Here is a 15,190-nt window from a genome sequence, read left to right as displayed (position 1 = left end):
GCGTATGAAGACCAGTCTCGTCGTACTTACCTATAACTGGCCGGCGGCTTTGCGACGGGTGCTGGAAAGCATTGCCGCGCAACGTACGCTGCCGGACGAAGTCATCGTCGCCGACGACGGTTCCGCCGCGGAAACGGCGGAACTCGTCGCGGGGTTTGCGGCAACGTTTCCCGTGCCGCTACGTCACGTGTGGCAAGACGATCTGGGCTTTCGCGCGGCGCGGGCGCGCAATCGCGGATTCGTCGCCTCGCATGGCGAGTACATCATCCTGATCGATGGCGACATGGTGCTGCATCGCGACTTTGTCGCCGACCATCTGATGCTGGCCGAGCCTGGCTATTTTCTGCAGGGTGGGCGGATCAAGACCACCGAACGGGAAACGTCGCGTTTGCTCGGCGGCGGCAAGCCGGTGTTTGCGCCTTGGGCACCTGCCGATTTCCATGTCTTCGATGGCATCAAGCGTCTGTATGCGTTTCGTCAGCCGGCGCTGGCGCGCTGGAAAGCGCGTGGTCGCAATGGCGGTCGCGTGATGAGCTGCAATATGAGCTTCTGGCGCGAGGATCTATTGCGCGTCAATGGCTTTGACGAGCGCATGGAAGGTTACGGTGCGGAAGATCGCGAGTTGGCTGCGCGCCTGGGCAATGCCGGGGTGAAGCGGAGACAGTTGAAATGGGGCGCGCTGGCGTTGCATCTGGAGCATCCGTCGCGTGCGCAGCCGGATGTGGACGATATGAGTCTGCCGAACAACCGGCTGTTTCGTGCGACGGTGGAGCAGAAGATTACGCGTTGCGAGCTTGGAATGGATGGGCACTTTGGGGAGTTTTAAGCCCTGATAGCGCCTCATTCAAACGAAGCGGAAACGCGGCCCGATTGTCTTCGAACCACCGTCGTGCCGCCTGTCCGAGGGTAGCCGCTGCCATCTCGTCCATACCAAGGCAACGCTCGATCGCCGCTTCCATCGCCACGTCGTCGAACGCATACAACGTCGCCAGATCCTGTGTCCCGGCCGCATGCGCGGCAACCAGCACGCCACGCTCATCGGTCACCAGCTCATTCATCGGCTCCGCATCCAGCGTCACCACGACAGCACCACAGCTCATCGCTTCGGCTATGTAGTGGCCATAGCCTTCGGTCTGCGATGGGCACAGATGGAAGCGGTGCTCGTTCTGCAGCCGACGATAGGCCTCATCGTCCAGATGCTCGCGCACCAGCCTGACGTTCGCCGGCATATCGCTGGTGTCCACGCGTTTGCGACGCCAGACCACAGTAAGCGTCGGCCATTCGGGATGGCGTGCCCAAAGCTGCAGCAAGGCCGCCGTGCCCTTATTGCCGCTTCTGCCTGGGCCGTGAAAGAACGCCTGTTTTCTTGGCACATCGGGCAGCAAGCGATCTTCGCTGTCAAAGCCGATAAACCGCGTGGTCGCGCCGAGTGCATCGAACAGACGCGCGGCATGGTGCGTCTTGACCCACACCTCGTCCATCGCGCCCAGCGCCGCACGGTCTTCCGGTCGGAAGTATTCGGGGTTGGGTATGACGACATTGCATGTGGCGGCAGGAATGAATTCGGGACGGATGCGTTCGAGCATCACGTTGACATCGAAGGCCGATTTTTTGCCTTTCAGTTTCAGGCGCGTCAGCCATTCGGCAAAGCGGCCACGATGCGGTAGCCCCAGCATGTCCGCGGTATGGCCGGTTTCGCGCAGCGCTTCAGCCAGTCGCTGCAGGTCACGGCTGAGCCCTGCGCCATTATCGCGAGCGATCAGCTGGCAACGCTTATTGCTCGGCATTGTCCGGATCTACCTGCAGATTGTCGTCCTGGCTCGGTACACAGCCCGGCACCACGGCATCGGCCTTGAACAGCCACCACTGGCGACGGTTTGCGTGGCCCAGATCGATCGCCTTGTCGCGTTGCACGCAGTCGCCCAGTGCGCCGTCCTGTGCGAACAGCCAGCGCGTTGCCGGTGCCTGCGCCTGCCATTGCACGCCAGCCTTGTATTGCTTGCGCGTGGGCTGCTTGAAGCCGAAATCGACGGCGGGACGTTCGAGCATCAGCAGGTTCTGTTCGGTCCAGTCGACCAGGCCGATCTCATCTTGCGGGCCGAGCTTGCTGCGTACATCGCGCATCAGACCGGCGGACGAACTCGAATCGTTGAGCAGCGGCGATGCCCAGAAACCCCAGACCAGCCAAAGTGCGGCAACCCCGCCAACCACGGCCCAGACGGCGCGCTTGAGTCGGAAGATCGCCACGAGCAATAGCTGCAGCACGCCAATGGTGATACACATCCACCACAGTGAATTTTCGCCCTCGTCGAAACCGCGCGATGTCGCAAGGGTGACCGCAAACTTGGGGTGCGCCGCCAGCGCATAGATGCCGAGCAGCAGCATGGCCGCGCCAAGCAGGCCGATAAACGCCAGGCCCAGGGTGCGCAGCCAGCGTGTTGCCAGCAGTTCGTCCAGGTACGGCGCGGTAATCAGCGCGAGCATCGGCACGGCGGGAAGAATATAGACGTCGCGCTTGCCCGGCGATGCGCTGAAGAACAGCAGCATCAAGACGATCCATCCCAGCGGCAGCAGAATGCGCGCGTCTTTGGCTTTAAGCTCGCGCCACCAGCGCGGCCATGTACCGGGATAGGTCAGCGACAAAGGCAGCCAGCTGAAGAGCAGGATCGGGATGTAATAGACCGGCGAATGCACGTGATGCCAGGCATGTGCATAGCGGCCTGCGGTCTGGCGGAACAAGATGTCGTTGACGTACGCCAGATACTCCGGGTTGGCTTCGCCGCGCGTGTACGCGGTTACCAGCATGGGTATCAGCCATAACGCGATGGCGATCAATACCGCGGGCAGGCCGAGCAGCCAGCGCCACCATGCGCCGGGTCCCATCGCGGGCATGCCGCTCCAGCGCCAGCGCGCGGCCATCGCATAGGGAATCAGCATGAGCAGCGCGATCACGCCGACGCCCTTGGTGATGACACCCAATCCGGCGCAGAAGCAGCCGAACCAGTACATGCGCCAGTTCGGTCCCAGCAGCATGTGCCGCAGCAGGCCGTAGTTCGCCGCGGTGATAAAGAACACCACCAGGGGGTCGATCTGCGCGCGCTTAACCTGGTAGACGAGCTGGAAACACATCAGCAGCGCCATGCCGGCATACATGCCGACGCGACGGTTCCACAGATGGCGGCCCAGGTCGTAGATCAGCAGCATGCTGCCCAGCGCGGCGAGCAGGGACGGCAACAGGAAGGCGACGCGCCAGCTGCGTACGACCAGGTAGCTGGCCGCTTCCAGCCACATCAGCATCGGCGGTTTGTCCGAGTACAGCTCCGAGCCGCGATGCGGGAACAGCCAGTCGCCGCTCTCGACCATGTGCTTGGCGACCAGCGTGAAGCGCGGTTCGTCCGACGGCCAGGGATCGCGCAAGCCGATTCCGGCACCGATCACGACGATGGCGAACAGCAGCATCAGCCAGAAGGTGCGGCGATCGTTGGAGGTGGCTGGCGTGGATGAGTACATGCGAAAGATCGTGAGAGTCTCAGGCCGGCATAGTACATGGAGGCGACTGGGGAGCTCTTTGTGGAGGCTTAGGGCTGAGCAACTTCAGGGAGCCTCTAAAACCACCTCCTACCCGTCATTCCGGCGAAGGCCGGAATCCACTCCTCAGCGCGGATGCTTGCCATATGTTTCCTGACAGGCGAAGACTGAGGAGTAGATCCCGGCCTGCGCCGGGATGACGACAGGAAAAACTGAGGTTTTCCGAGTCGAGGCCTAGCTCTTCTCGATCACCGCGTAATACATCCCATCAAGATCGCCATCACCCGCCAACACCTGCCAGCCGATCGCAGCCCGTTGCCCGACCGGCAACTCGAACGCCACCACATGCGCATCTTTCTGCGCACCGAGCCATGCCTCGATCACGGCTTCATTCTCCGCCCGCAACAACGAGCAGGTGACATAGACCAATCGCCCGCCGACGGCGAGCGTCGGCCACAACCCGTCGAGAATCCGCCGCTGCTGGGCGGTCAACGCAGCGATATCGGTATCGCGACGATGCAGCCGCACATCGGGCCGGCGGCGCAACACACCAGTCGCCGAACACGGCGCATCGATCAGGATGCGGTCATAAGGCTGACCGTCCCACCACGCATCCGGCTTGCCGGCGTCACCGATGACCAGCTGGGCGGAAAGGCCGAGGCGATCCAGGTTCTGCGTGACGCGTTCGGCGCGGTGCGCGTCGAACTCCAACGCGGTCAGCGTGACATCGGCACGTTCGAGCACATGGCAGGCCTTGCCGCCCGGTGCTGCGCAGGCATCGAGCACGCGCTGGCCGTTCCTGGCATCCAGCAGATCGGCGGCAACCTGCGCCGAGCCGTCCTGCACGGCAAACAAGCCTTCGGCAAAACCGGGCATGCGCGTCACATCGCTGCTGTGCGGCAGCACGATGCCGTCACGCAGCCAATCGTGTGCTTGCGCTTCGTAGCCGGCAGCGTGCAGGCGTTCGATCAATGCATCGCGCGTGGCGCGGCGTGCGTTGACGCGAAGCATCAGCGGTGGTTCGCGGTTGTCGGCAGCCATGACGGCGTCGGCCTGGTCCGGCCAGTCGTTGACGATCGCCTTGGCAAGCCACGCCGGATGCGCATGACGTGTGCGCGGCTGCGCATCGAGTGCGGCCAGATGCTGCTCGCGTTCGCGCTGCCAGCGGCGCAATACGGCATTGACCAGGCCGGCCAGCTGCGGTCGCTTGAGCTCGCGGGCGGCTTGCACGGTGGCGGCGACGGCGGCGTAAGCCGGCAATTGCAGAATTTCCAGCTGCACCAGCCCCAGTACCAGCAGGGCGTGGATGCGCGGTTCTTTCTCGCGCAGCGAACGCTCCAGCAGACGGTCGAGCGCGGCGTCGAAACGCAGCCACCAGCGTGCGCCATCGCTTACCAGCGCCATCAGCAGGGCGCGGTCGCGCGAATCGGGCAGGCGTGGCGCCTGGCGTTCCATCACTTCGCGCAGCGAGACGCCGCGCAAGGCGACATCGGCCAGCGCCTGGGCGGCAAGAGCGCGTGTGTCGTTCATCGTGTCCCGCGCAGTTCGGGCCGCGCATTGAGATAGTCGGTGGCGGTAATACGCTTGCCGCCGGCACGCTGCACGGCCGTGACACGCAGGATGTTCTGGCCGCAGGCGATGTCGATGCCTTCGCGGCCGGCGGCGATCACGGTGCCAGGGGTGGCGTCATGCGCCTGCTCCACGGCGTGTGCCGACCAGATGCGCAGGGTCTCCCCGGCCATCTCGCCCTCGGCCACCGGCCAGGGATCGAAGGCGCGGACCTGATACTCGAGCTCCTGCGCGGTGCGGCTGAAATCGAGCCGGGCCTCGGCCTTGTCCAGTTTGTGCGCGTAGGTCACGCCTTCGTCGGGTTGCGCACGAGCGACCAGCGCTTCGCCGGCGATGACCCGCCTGAGGCCTTCGGTCAGCACGTCGGCGCCGAGTGCGGAAAGCCGGTCGTGCAGGCTGCCGCCGGTATCGCGGCGCTCGATCGGAGTACGTCGCTCCAGCAACACGGGGCCGGTGTCGAGGCCGGCTTCCATCTGCATCAGGTCGACGCCGCTTTCGGGGTCGCCGGCAAGGATCGCGCGCTGGATCGGCGCGGCACCACGCCAACGCGGCAGCAGGCTGGCATGCACGTTCCAGCAGCCCAGGCGCGGCAGGGCCAGCACCTTGCGCGGCAGGATCAGCCCGTAGGCCACCACCACCATCAGATCGGCGCCATAGGCGGCCAGCGTCTGCTGGACCTCGGCGGATTTGAGCGACTCGGGCTGCTCGACCGGAATGCCGGCGGCCAGCGCGGCTTCTTTGACCGGGCTGGGGGTCAGCTTGCGGCCGCGGCCGGCCGGGCGGTCCGGCTGGGTGTAGACGGCCACCACGTCGGCGCCGCTGGCGCGGCAGGCTTCAAGGCAGGGGACGGAGAATTCGGGGGTACCAGCGAAGACGAGCCTCAAGCGCTGGCTGCCTGCTTGCGCTGCTTGTCCAGCCGTTTGAGCATCATCGAGCGCTTCAGCGGCGAGAGATAGTCGACGAACACCTTGCCGGCCAGATGGTCCATCTCGTGCTGGATGCACACGGCCAGTGGGCCTTCGACCTCGATGACGACCTCTTTGCCGTCGACATCGTTGGCCTTGACCTTGACCTTGAGCGCGCGGGTCACGTCGGCATAGATGCCGGGGAACGACAGGCAACCCTCCTGATAGACCTGCGAGCCGTCCTTTTCCAGGATTTCCGGGTTGATCAGTACCATGGGCTCGTTGCGGTCGTCGCTCATGTCGGCCACCAGCACGCGCTGGTGCACGTTGACCTGGGTGGCGGCCAGGCCAACGCCGTTGGCGGCGTACATGGTTTCGAACATGTCGGCCACGAACTGCTTGAGCTCGGCGTCGAACACGGTGACCGGGGCGGCGACAGTGCGCAGCCGCGGGTCGGGGAATTCAAGGATGGTCAGCGTCGTCATAAGGTCACCTTTGCGCGCAAAAATGCGGGCGAATTGGTGAAAACCAAGCCTGCGCGCGATCTAGAATGTGCCTCATTGTAAGGCCATAACCCCGTGGCTGGCAGACCATTTTGCCAACTGGTGCCAGTTGCGGACATAAGTTGTTCGGTTACACTCGCCCGAGCATCGGGGGATGGGGGATTCCCGTTTATGATAAGAAAGTCCGTTGGGCTGCTGGCCGGCATGCTGGTCACGGTAGCCGTGTACGCTGCGGGGGCGCAGTTGCGTGCCGATCACCCGGACACCTATACGGTGCGCCGTGGCGACACGCTGTGGGCCATTTCCGCCCGCTTCCTGTCCAAGCCCTGGCTCTGGCCGGAGATCTGGCAAGCCAATCCGCAGGTTCAGAACCCGCACCTGATCTACCCGGGTGACGTGCTCAATCTGTCCTTCATGAACAATGGCCCGCGTCTGAGCCTTCAGCCGCGTGTGCGTACCGAGCAGGACGCCGTACCGGCGATCCCGCTGTCGCAGCTGCAGACGTTCCTGAAAGACATGCGCGTGATGGATTCCAACGCGGTCAACGATGCGCCTTACGTGGTCGGCTTCGAAGAAGCTCGCCTGCGTGGCACCGTCGGCCAGAACATCTACGTGCGCAAGCTCGACAGCGAGCCCGGCCAGCATTGGGCGGTCGTGCGTCCGACCCACGTCTATCGCGACTTCGGTTCCGACAAGAAGGTCGACAACCACGATGACGACATGGTCAGTCACGTGATCGACAGCGATGTCAGCATGTTCAAGGGCCCGTGGCACGAGGACTTCCGCAATGATGGCCACTACGGCCGCGGCAAGGACCTGGGTGTCGAAGTCAGCGTGATCGGCGAAGTCGAGGTGCTGCGCAAGGGCCACGATGCCGATACCGTGCTGCTGCTCAACTCGACCGAGGAAATCCGCAAGGGCGATCGCCTGATGCCGGTCGACGACAAGCCGTACGACGCCTACTACTACCCGCATGCACCCAAGTCGGTGCCTGAAAACGCCCACGTCCTGGCCTTCTCTGGCGCCGATGCACTCGACGCCGCCGGGCCGACGCAGGTCGTGGCCTTGTCGATCGGTGCGAAGGACGGCGTGGAAAACGGCCAGACTTTCTCGATCTTCCAGCCGGGCGAAACGATTGCCGACGACGTGCGCAGCGACAGCTGGGACCGTGGTACCGGCCATCGCGTTGACCTGCCGGAAGAGTTCGTCGGCCACGTGATGGTGTTCCGCACGTTCGACCGCGTCAGCTACGGCCTGATCATGGACGGGCTGCGGCCGGTGCATATCCGCGACCACCTCGTCGCGCCGCAATAACGATTTCGGTCTGTTCCGACACAACGGCGCGGTCATCCCGCGCCGTTGTCTTTTGGGCGGCGCCCATACACTGCAGCGATGGGCGACAACATCGATGCATGGCTGACTTTGCTGCGTACACCGGGCTTCGGGCAGGCCGCTGTACGCGAATGGCTGACGGCGGCCGGTGGCGATATCCAGGCGGCGCTCGCGCAGGCGAAGCAGCAAGCGAGCGGTCGTGGTGCCGCACGGGCACGAGCCTGGCTGCGGCAGCCCGATACGTCCTTGCTGGCGTCCGATCGCGCCTGGCTGGCGGAGCCCGGCCATCGCTTGCTGTGCTGTGACGACGCGGACTTTCCGCCGCAACTGGAAACCATCGACAAGCCGCCGGCGGCACTGTTCGTGGCAGGGCGCGCCGAACTGCTGCTGCATCCGCAGGTGGCCATTGTCGGGTCGCGCAACGCCACCTCGGCCGGTCTGGCCACGGCACGCCGTTTCGCTCAGACGCTCGGTAGCGCCGGGTTCGTGATCACCAGCGGCATGGCCGACGGCGTCGATGGCGCGGCCCATGCGGCGGCGCTGGCGGCCGATCTGCCGACCGTAGCGGTCGTCGGTACGGGCCTGGACGTGGTCTATCCTCGAAAGCACCGGGAGCTGGCGTGCCAAATCGCCGCACAAGGGGCTGTCGTGAGCGAGTTTCCGCTCGGTACCAGCGCCCGGGCGGAGCACTTCCCGCAACGAAATCGCATCATTTCAGGGCTTTCGCTGGGCACGTTGGTGATCGAAGCCGACCTGTGCTCGGGATCGCTGATTACCGCCCGACTGGCAGCCGAGCAGGCCCGGGAGGTATTCGCCGTCCCCGGTTCCATTCATAATCCGCTCGCCCGAGGCTGCCACAAGCTGATCCGCGATGGCGCACGCCTGGTTGAGACGCCCACCGAGGTGACTCAGATACTGACTCCAGCCGCCCGCGCGCTGGGTCTGGAGCTGAACGAACGGCTGGAGCGAGCTGGCAGCTCACCTGTGGTAGTCAGCGGCTGGCGGGGCGACCCGGCTTACGGCGCGCTGCTGCAGGCGCTGGGGTACGACCCGACAGACATGGACGATCTGGTCGGACGCACGGGACAGAGCGCCAGCGCCCTGTCATCCATGTTGCTGATGCTCGAACTGGAAGGTTTGGTCGAAAGCCTTGCCGGTAACCGCTTTCAGCGGTTACCCGAGGCTGGCTGAATGTGACCGCCTACCGGGGTTTCACACGATCCAGCTTGACAGCCATCGAGCGGACGTGGTCTCACTAGATATAGAGCCCGCCGTCCAGGACGGCGGTGGCCCGTTTCCGGAAAACCCGTTACATGGCGAAAAACCTGCTTATCGTCGAGTCGCCCGCCAAGGCCAAGACGATCAACAAATATCTCGGCAAGGACTTTCAGGTCCTGGCCTCCTACGGTCACGTGCGTGACCTGAAACCCAAGGAGGGCGCCGTCGACACCGACAACGGCTTCGCCATGGCCTACGAGGTGATCGAGCGCAACGAGAAACACGTCGACGCCATCGCCAAGGCCGCCAAGCTGGCCGACGACATCTATCTGGCGACCGACTTGGATCGCGAAGGCGAGGCGATCTCCTGGCATATCAGCGAGATCCTCAAAGAGCGCGGCCTGACCAAGGGCAAGCACCTGCATCGGGTGGTGTTCTCCGAAATCACCCCGAAGGCGATCAAGGCCGCCGTGGCCCAGCCGCGCCAGCTGTCGCACGACATGGTCGATGCGCAGCAAGCGCGTCGTGCGCTCGACTACCTGGTCGGCTTCAACCTGTCGCCGGTGTTGTGGCGCAAGGTGCAACGCGGCCTCTCCGCCGGCCGCGTGCAGAGCCCGGCGCTGCGCATGATCGTCGAGCGCGAGGAAGAGATCGAAGCGTTCATTGCGCGCGAGTACTGGACCATCGAGGCCGGTCTGCGCCATCCCGATGGCGATTTCAGTGCCAAACTGACCAAGCTGTACGGCAAGAAATTCGAACAGTTCGACCTGACCAACGAAGCCGACGCGCTGGCCGCGCGCGACGCGTTGAAGCAGGCCGCCGCCGGCCACCTGACGGTCAGCGACATCGGCTCGAAGGAACGCAAGCGCCGTCCCGCGCCGCCGTTCACCACCTCGACGCTGCAACAGGAAGCCGCGCGCAAGCTCGGTTTCTCCACCAGCCGCACGATGAAGATCGCGCAGGGCCTGTACGAAGGCGTGTCGATCGGCAGCGAAGGCAATGTCGGTCTGATCACCTACATGCGTACCGACTCCACTGCCTTGTCGGACGACGCGACCGGCGAGCTGCGCCAGCTGATCGCGCGCGACTTCGGCAACAAGGCCTTGCCCGACGGTGTGCAGGTCTACAAGACCAAGTCCAAGAACGCGCAGGAAGCGCATGAAGCCATTCGCCCGACCTCGGCCATGCGCACGCCGCGCGAGGTGTCTTCGTTCTTGAACGACGACCAGCGCAAGCTGTACGAACTGATCTGGAAGCGCACCGTCGCCTGCCAGATGATCCACGCCACCTTGAACACGGTGTCCGTGGAATTCGCACTCGCCAACGTCGCCGGAAAAGACGCCTCGTTCCGCTCCACCGGTACTACCGTGATCGATCCGGGCTTCCTTGCCGTGTACGAGGAAGGGCGCGACCAGAAGAGCGCCGAGGACGAAGACGAAGGCCGTCGTCTGCCCAAGCTGAAGGTGGGCGAAAAGATTGCCGTGCAGGACATCCTGGCCGACCAGCATTTCACCGAGCCGCCGCCGCGCTATTCCGAAGCGAGCCTGGTCAAGGCGCTGGAGGAATACGGCATCGGCCGTCCGTCGACCTACGCCAACATCATCCAGGTGCTGCTCAATCGCGAGTATGTGTTCCTGGACAGCCGTCGCTTCAAGCCCAGCGATGTGGGTCGCGCGGTCGGCAAGTTCCTGACCCAGCATTTCACCCAGTACGTCGATTACGAATTCACCGCGCGCCTGGAAGACGAGCTCGATGCGGTAAGTCGCGGCGAAGAAGCCTGGGTGCCGCTGATGGAGCGCTTCTGGCAGCCGTTCAAGCAACAGGTCGACGAGAAGACCGAGTCGGTCGATCGCAGCGAAGCTACGGGTGCGCGCGAGCTGGGCAACGATCCCAAGAGCGGCAAGCCGGTGTCGGTGCGTCTGGGCCGCTACGGACCGTATGCGCAGATCGGCGACAAGGACACCGACGAAAAGCTGCAGTTCGCCAGCCTGCGTCCCGGCCAGAGCATGCACACGATTTCGCTGGAAGAGGCGATCGAGCTGTTCAAACTGCCGCGCAAACTGGGGCAGGCCGAGAATGGCGACGAAGTGAGTGTGGGTGTGGGTCGTTTCGGGCCCTTCGTGAAGCAGGGCAACACGTATGCCTCGCTCAAAGTCGAGGACGATCCGTACACCATCGAATTGCCGCGCGCCCTGCAGATCGTGCAGGAAAAGCTGGAGATGCTCGCCAACCGCGTGATCAAGGATTTCGGCAACGGCGTACAGGTGCTCAATGGTCGGTACGGCCCCTACATCACCGACGGCGAAAAGAACGCACGCATACCGAAGGATCAGGAGCCCAAGGACCTGACCGAAGCGCAATGCATCGAGTTGCTCGCTGCGGCACCGGTAAAGAAGGGCCGTGGTGCCACCAAGAAGGCGGCCAAGAAGGCGCCGGCAAAGAAAGCCGCAGCCAAGAAAGCGGTGGCCAAGGAGCCGGCGGCGAAGAAGGCCACAGTCAAGAAAACGGCTACCAAGAAGACGGCTTCCAAGAGCGCGGCAAGCAAGAAAACAGCTGCCAAGAAAACGTCCACCAAGAAGGCCGCGGCCAAGAAGAGCGCGGTGCGTAGCGACGCGTGACCACACGTTTCGCTCGCGATGAGGTCGATGCGGCCGCGGCGCTATTGCGTCGCGGCGGCGTCATTGCCTATCCGACCGAGGCGGTTTATGGCCTGGGTTGCGATCCGCATGATCGCACTGCGTTCGAGCGGCTGTTTGCCCTGAAGCAACGGCCGGCGACGCAGGGCGTCTTGTTGATCGCTGCCGATTTCAAGCAGATCGCACACTACATCGACAACGCCGAGATCTGCGAAGACACGCTCGATCGTATTCGCGGCGAGTGGCCCGGTCCTTATACCTGGGTGTTCCCGCGCAGTCCGGCGGTGCCAGCCTGGATCGCCGGCGGCCATGCCGGTATTGCCCTGCGCGTGACCGCGCACGAGCCGACCGCGGCGTTGTGCCGTGCGTTCGGTGGTGCACTGGTCTCGACCAGCGCCAATCCGCATGGCCATCCGCCGGCACGCACGGCGGCCGAGGCCGAGGCCTATTTCGGCGAAGCGCTCGATGGGCTGGTCGATGCCCCCGTCGGCGGTCAGGCCTCGCCCACGCTTATTCGCGATGCGGTGAGCGGCGTTATCATTCGGCCCTGACGGGCGCGGCGTTCGGCGCGCAGACCGAAAACCAGGAGCATCGCTTGTCCCTCGTCCACGACGCCTATTTGCAGGAAAACGCTGCGTCCACGCTGCCCTTGCTGGCGGTCGCCGACGCGCTGCGCATCGTGGCCTGGCATGACGGCGTGGCGGTGCATGCAGCGCATTTTCTGGCCGCTGTACGTCGTGTCGCGGGATCGCTTCCAGAGGCGACAGCGGCAGTCAATCTCTGCGAAGACCGTTACGCGTTTCTGGTGGCCTTTTGCGCCATCGTGCTACGCGGCCAGACCAACCTGCTGCCGTCGTCACGTGCGCCCCAGGCGGTAGAAGACGTGATGGCGGCCCATCCCGGCTGTTATGCGCTGGGCGAGCAGGCGCTCGATCCGGCACCGCCGGGCTATGTGTTGTTGCCAGCGTTCGAAGACGTTGAAACGGTCGATTCTGTTTTCGACGTACCGGCCATACCGGTGGCGCAGGTAGTGGCGATCAACTACACCTCCGGTTCGACCGGCACGCCCAAGGCGAATGCCAAGACCTGGCGCCAGTTCCATGCGAGTACCGGCGGCAACCTGCGAATGTATCGGGAGCAGGTCGGCGAGAGCTTCGGCGTGGTCGCGACCGTACCGCCGCAACACATGTATGGCCTGGAGATGTCGGTGCTGTTGCCGCTGTTCGGCGATGTCGCCGTGCATGCGGGTAGACCCTTTTTCCCGCTGGACGTGGCACGGGCCCTGAGCGAGATACCTGCGCCGCGCGTGCTGATCACCACGCCGGTGCACCTGCGCGCCCTGGTCGAATCCGGTGTGGTCCTACCGGAGCTGGCGGCTATCGTCTCGGCCACGGCACCGATGCCGCCGGAGCTGGCTGCGCGCGCGGAACAAAGCTTCGGCGCCCCGCTGCGTGAAGTTTTCGGCTCCACCGAAACTTGCGTGCTGGCGACCCGCCGGGCTGCGCTGGACGAAGCGTGGAGTCTCTACGACGGCATCGTGCTGCATCCCCAGCCCGACGGTACCCAGGTCGAGGCACCCCAGCTGGATCAACCGATGACGCTGGCCGATATCGTGGCGCTGGAGGATCACGGCCGCCGTTTCCGCCTGCGCGGGCGTCATGCCGACATGCTGGAAATCGCCGGCAAGCGTGCTTCGCTAGGTGATCTCACTCGCCGCCTGCTGGCCATTCCGGGCGTACGCGATGGGGTGGTGTTTCAGCTCGATGAGGCCGATGCGATCGGTGTGCGGCGTATTGCTGCGCTGGCGGTGGCGCCGGGGCTGGATGAGCACGCGATTGTCGATGTGCTGCGCCGTGCGGTCGATCCGGTGTTTCTGCCGCGGCCGTTGCGGCTGGTGGATGCGTTGCCGCGCAATGAGACGGGGAAGTTGCCGCGGGCTGAGTTGTTGGCGTTGCTTGGGCACTGAAGGCCCGCCCTTAGCTCGAAACCTTTCCTATCCGTCGTCCCGGCGAAAGCCGGGATCCAGTGCCTTACGCTTCAACGTACGGAAGACTCTGGGCCCCCGGCTTTCGCCGGGGCGACTATGGAAACGGAGGCTATTGGAAGGTTATCTGCAGCCGCCGCTACAAGGATTTGAGCGACTGGGCATTAGGTGACGCCTAACCTTTACAATAGGCAGTCCCTAAGCAATCCCCAGGTTCCGGAGCACCCATGAAAATCCTCGTCATCGGCAGCGGCGGGCGCGAACACGCGCTGGCTTGGAAGCTCAAGCAGTCGCCGCGGGTAAGCGAGGTGATCGTCGCGCCGGGCAACGCCGGCACGGCACGCGAGCGCGGCCTGCGCAATGCCGACGTGGCCGTGACCGATCTGGACGGCCTGCTCAAGCTGGCCAAGGACGAAAAGATCGCGCTCACTGTGGTCGGTCCGGAAGTACCGCTCGTGGCGGGCGTGGTCGATCGCTTCCGCAAGGCGAACCTGCGCATCTTCGGGCCACGGGCCATCGCCGCGCAGCTCGAAGGCAGCAAGGCCTTCGCCAAGGATTTCCTGCTTCGCCACAATATTCCCACCGCACGCTACGCCGTATTCACCGAGCTCAATCCGGCGCTCGCCTATGTGCGCCAGCACGGCGCGCCGATCGTCATCAAGGCCGACGGCCTGGCGGCGGGCAAGGGCGTGGTGGTTGCGCTGACGCTGGCCGATGCCGAGCTGGCCTTGCATGACATGCTCGGCGCGCACGCGTTTGGCGATGCCTCGGCTCGCGTGGTGATCGAGGAATTCCTCGAAGGCGAAGAAGCCAGCTACATCGTGATGAGCGACGGCGTGAACGCGTTGCCGATGGCAAGCAGCCAGGACCACAAGCGCCGCGACGACGGCGACCTGGGCCCCAATACCGGCGGCATGGGCGCCTATTCGCCCGCGCCGGTGGTCACGCCCGAGGTCGAGAAGCGCATCCTCAAGGAAGTGATCGAGCCGACCCTGCGTGGCATGGCGTCCGAAGGCGCGCCATTCATGGGCTTTCTCTATGCCGGCCTGATGATCGACAAGAGCGGCGCACCGAAGGTGATCGAATTCAACGTGCGCTTCGGCGACCCGGAAACCCAGCCGATCATGCTGCGGCTGAAGTCCGACTTCGTCGAACTGATCGAGGCGGCGCTGGATGGACGTCTGAACGATGTCAAGGCGCAGTGGGATCCGCGCCCGTCGCTCGGCGTCGTGATGGCTGCCGGTGGTTATCCGGGCAAGGTGCATAGCGGCGATGTCATCGAAGGTGCCGGCGCCGAGTTCGGTCCGGAAACCAAGGTGTTCCATGCCGGTACCAAACTCGATGACAAGGGACAGCCAGTAACCGCAGGTGGGCGTGTACTTACCGTTTGCGCACTGGGCAAGGACATTGCTGCGGCACGCGAAAATGCGTATGCAGCAGCATCGAAAATCCGTTTCGAGGGTGCGTTCTTTCGACGCGACATCGCACATCGGGCCTTGCACCGACACTGATCAA

The 15,190-nt window shown here is 64.3% G+C and carries 12 protein-coding genes; 7 read left to right on the top strand and 5 right to left on the bottom strand.

From position 1 onward, the window contains the following. The first annotated feature begins 4 nt into the window (after window positions 1–4). Window positions 5–826 carry a glycosyltransferase family 2 protein gene (locus ACZ6WW_RS09825; protein ID WP_465274012.1) on the top strand — a complete coding sequence of 274 codons (822 nt, stop codon included), beginning with the start codon at window positions 5–7 and terminating at the stop codon, window positions 824–826. On the opposite strand, the gene ACZ6WW_RS09820 is transcribed toward ACZ6WW_RS09825, so the two are convergent. The 5 genes from ACZ6WW_RS09820 to def form a co-directional block, all read right to left on the bottom strand. Next, a complete protein-coding gene (locus tag ACZ6WW_RS09820; protein WP_465274011.1) occupies window positions 780–1,787 on the bottom strand; it encodes a glycosyltransferase in 1,008 nt (335 codons plus the stop codon). The two genes, ACZ6WW_RS09825 and ACZ6WW_RS09820, sit on opposite strands and share 47 nt — an antisense overlap. Further along, window positions 1,774–3,510, bottom strand: coding sequence for an ArnT family glycosyltransferase (locus ACZ6WW_RS09815; RefSeq protein WP_465274010.1), 1,737 nt, complete (start codon window positions 3,508–3,510; stop codon window positions 1,774–1,776). Before ACZ6WW_RS09815 ends, ACZ6WW_RS09820 begins: the two co-directional genes overlap by 14 nt. Window positions 3,511–3,762: 252 nt before the next feature. Next, a complete protein-coding gene (rsmB, locus tag ACZ6WW_RS09810; protein ID WP_465274009.1) occupies window positions 3,763–5,058 on the bottom strand; it encodes a 16S rRNA (cytosine(967)-C(5))-methyltransferase RsmB in 1,296 nt (431 codons plus the stop codon). Further along, complete coding sequence (fmt, locus tag ACZ6WW_RS09805; protein WP_465274008.1) at window positions 5,055–5,981, bottom strand: methionyl-tRNA formyltransferase; 927 nt, start codon at window positions 5,979–5,981, stop codon at window positions 5,055–5,057. Before fmt ends, rsmB begins: the two co-directional genes overlap by 4 nt. Continuing rightward, window positions 5,978–6,487 carry a peptide deformylase gene (def, locus tag ACZ6WW_RS09800; protein ID WP_465274007.1) on the bottom strand — a complete coding sequence of 170 codons (510 nt, stop codon included), beginning with the start codon at window positions 6,485–6,487 and terminating at the stop codon, window positions 5,978–5,980. The genes fmt and def overlap by 4 nt, the downstream gene beginning before the upstream one ends. Before the next feature lie 189 nt (window positions 6,488–6,676). On the opposite strand from def, the gene ACZ6WW_RS09795 reads away from it, so the two are divergent. The 6 genes from ACZ6WW_RS09795 (at window position 6,677) to purD (ending at window position 15,186) form a co-directional block, all read left to right on the top strand. Next, window positions 6,677–7,819, top strand: a complete 1,143-nt coding sequence (locus tag ACZ6WW_RS09795) for a LysM peptidoglycan-binding domain-containing protein (protein WP_465274006.1) — start codon at window positions 6,677–6,679, stop codon at window positions 7,817–7,819. Window positions 7,820–7,897: 78 nt separating this feature from the next. Then, window positions 7,898–9,028 carry a DNA-processing protein DprA gene (dprA, locus tag ACZ6WW_RS09790; protein ID WP_465274005.1) on the top strand — a complete coding sequence of 377 codons (1,131 nt, stop codon included), beginning with the start codon at window positions 7,898–7,900 and terminating at the stop codon, window positions 9,026–9,028. A gap of 122 nt (window positions 9,029–9,150) precedes the next feature. Further along, on the top strand, window positions 9,151–11,673 hold the full coding sequence (locus ACZ6WW_RS09785; protein WP_465274004.1) for a DNA topoisomerase I: 2,523 nt from the start codon (window positions 9,151–9,153) through the stop codon (window positions 11,671–11,673). Beyond that, window positions 11,670–12,242, top strand: a complete 573-nt coding sequence (gene tsaC / locus ACZ6WW_RS09780) for an L-threonylcarbamoyladenylate synthase type 1 TsaC (RefSeq protein WP_465274003.1) — start codon at window positions 11,670–11,672, stop codon at window positions 12,240–12,242. The genes ACZ6WW_RS09785 and tsaC overlap by 4 nt, the downstream gene beginning before the upstream one ends. Window positions 12,243–12,286: 44 nt before the next feature. After that, window positions 12,287–13,657, top strand: coding sequence for an AMP-binding protein (locus ACZ6WW_RS09775; protein WP_465274002.1), 1,371 nt, complete (start codon window positions 12,287–12,289; stop codon window positions 13,655–13,657). Between the two features lie 245 nt (window positions 13,658–13,902). Continuing rightward, window positions 13,903–15,186, top strand: coding sequence for a phosphoribosylamine--glycine ligase (gene purD, locus ACZ6WW_RS09770; protein ID WP_465274001.1), 1,284 nt, complete (start codon window positions 13,903–13,905; stop codon window positions 15,184–15,186). The last annotated feature ends 4 nt before the right edge of the window (window positions 15,187–15,190 follow it).

The organism is Dyella sp. NPDC103356 (assembly GCF_055584465.1).
This window is presented reverse-complemented; position numbering and strand designations above follow the sequence as displayed.

Excerpts from the sequence above, each read along its gene's own strand:
- ACZ6WW_RS09820 (WP_465274011.1), bottom strand. The coding sequence starts at position 1,787 with ATGCCGAGCAATAAGCGTTGCCAGCTGATCGCTCGCGATAATGGCGCA.
- ACZ6WW_RS09825 (WP_465274012.1), top strand. The coding sequence starts at position 5 with ATGAAGACCAGTCTCGTCGTACTTACCTATAACTGGCCGGCGGCTTTG.
- ACZ6WW_RS09795 (WP_465274006.1), top strand. The coding sequence starts at position 6,677 with ATGATAAGAAAGTCCGTTGGGCTGCTGGCCGGCATGCTGGTCACGGTA.
- rsmB (WP_465274009.1), bottom strand. The coding sequence starts at position 5,058 with ATGAACGACACACGCGCTCTTGCCGCCCAGGCGCTGGCCGATGTCGCC.
- dprA (WP_465274005.1), top strand. The coding sequence starts at position 7,898 with ATGGGCGACAACATCGATGCATGGCTGACTTTGCTGCGTACACCGGGC.
- ACZ6WW_RS09785 (WP_465274004.1), top strand. The coding sequence starts at position 9,151 with ATGGCGAAAAACCTGCTTATCGTCGAGTCGCCCGCCAAGGCCAAGACG.
- def (WP_465274007.1), bottom strand. The coding sequence starts at position 6,487 with ATGACGACGCTGACCATCCTTGAATTCCCCGACCCGCGGCTGCGCACT.
- purD (WP_465274001.1), top strand. The coding sequence starts at position 13,903 with ATGAAAATCCTCGTCATCGGCAGCGGCGGGCGCGAACACGCGCTGGCT.
- ACZ6WW_RS09815 (WP_465274010.1), bottom strand. The coding sequence starts at position 3,510 with ATGTACTCATCCACGCCAGCCACCTCCAACGATCGCCGCACCTTCTGG.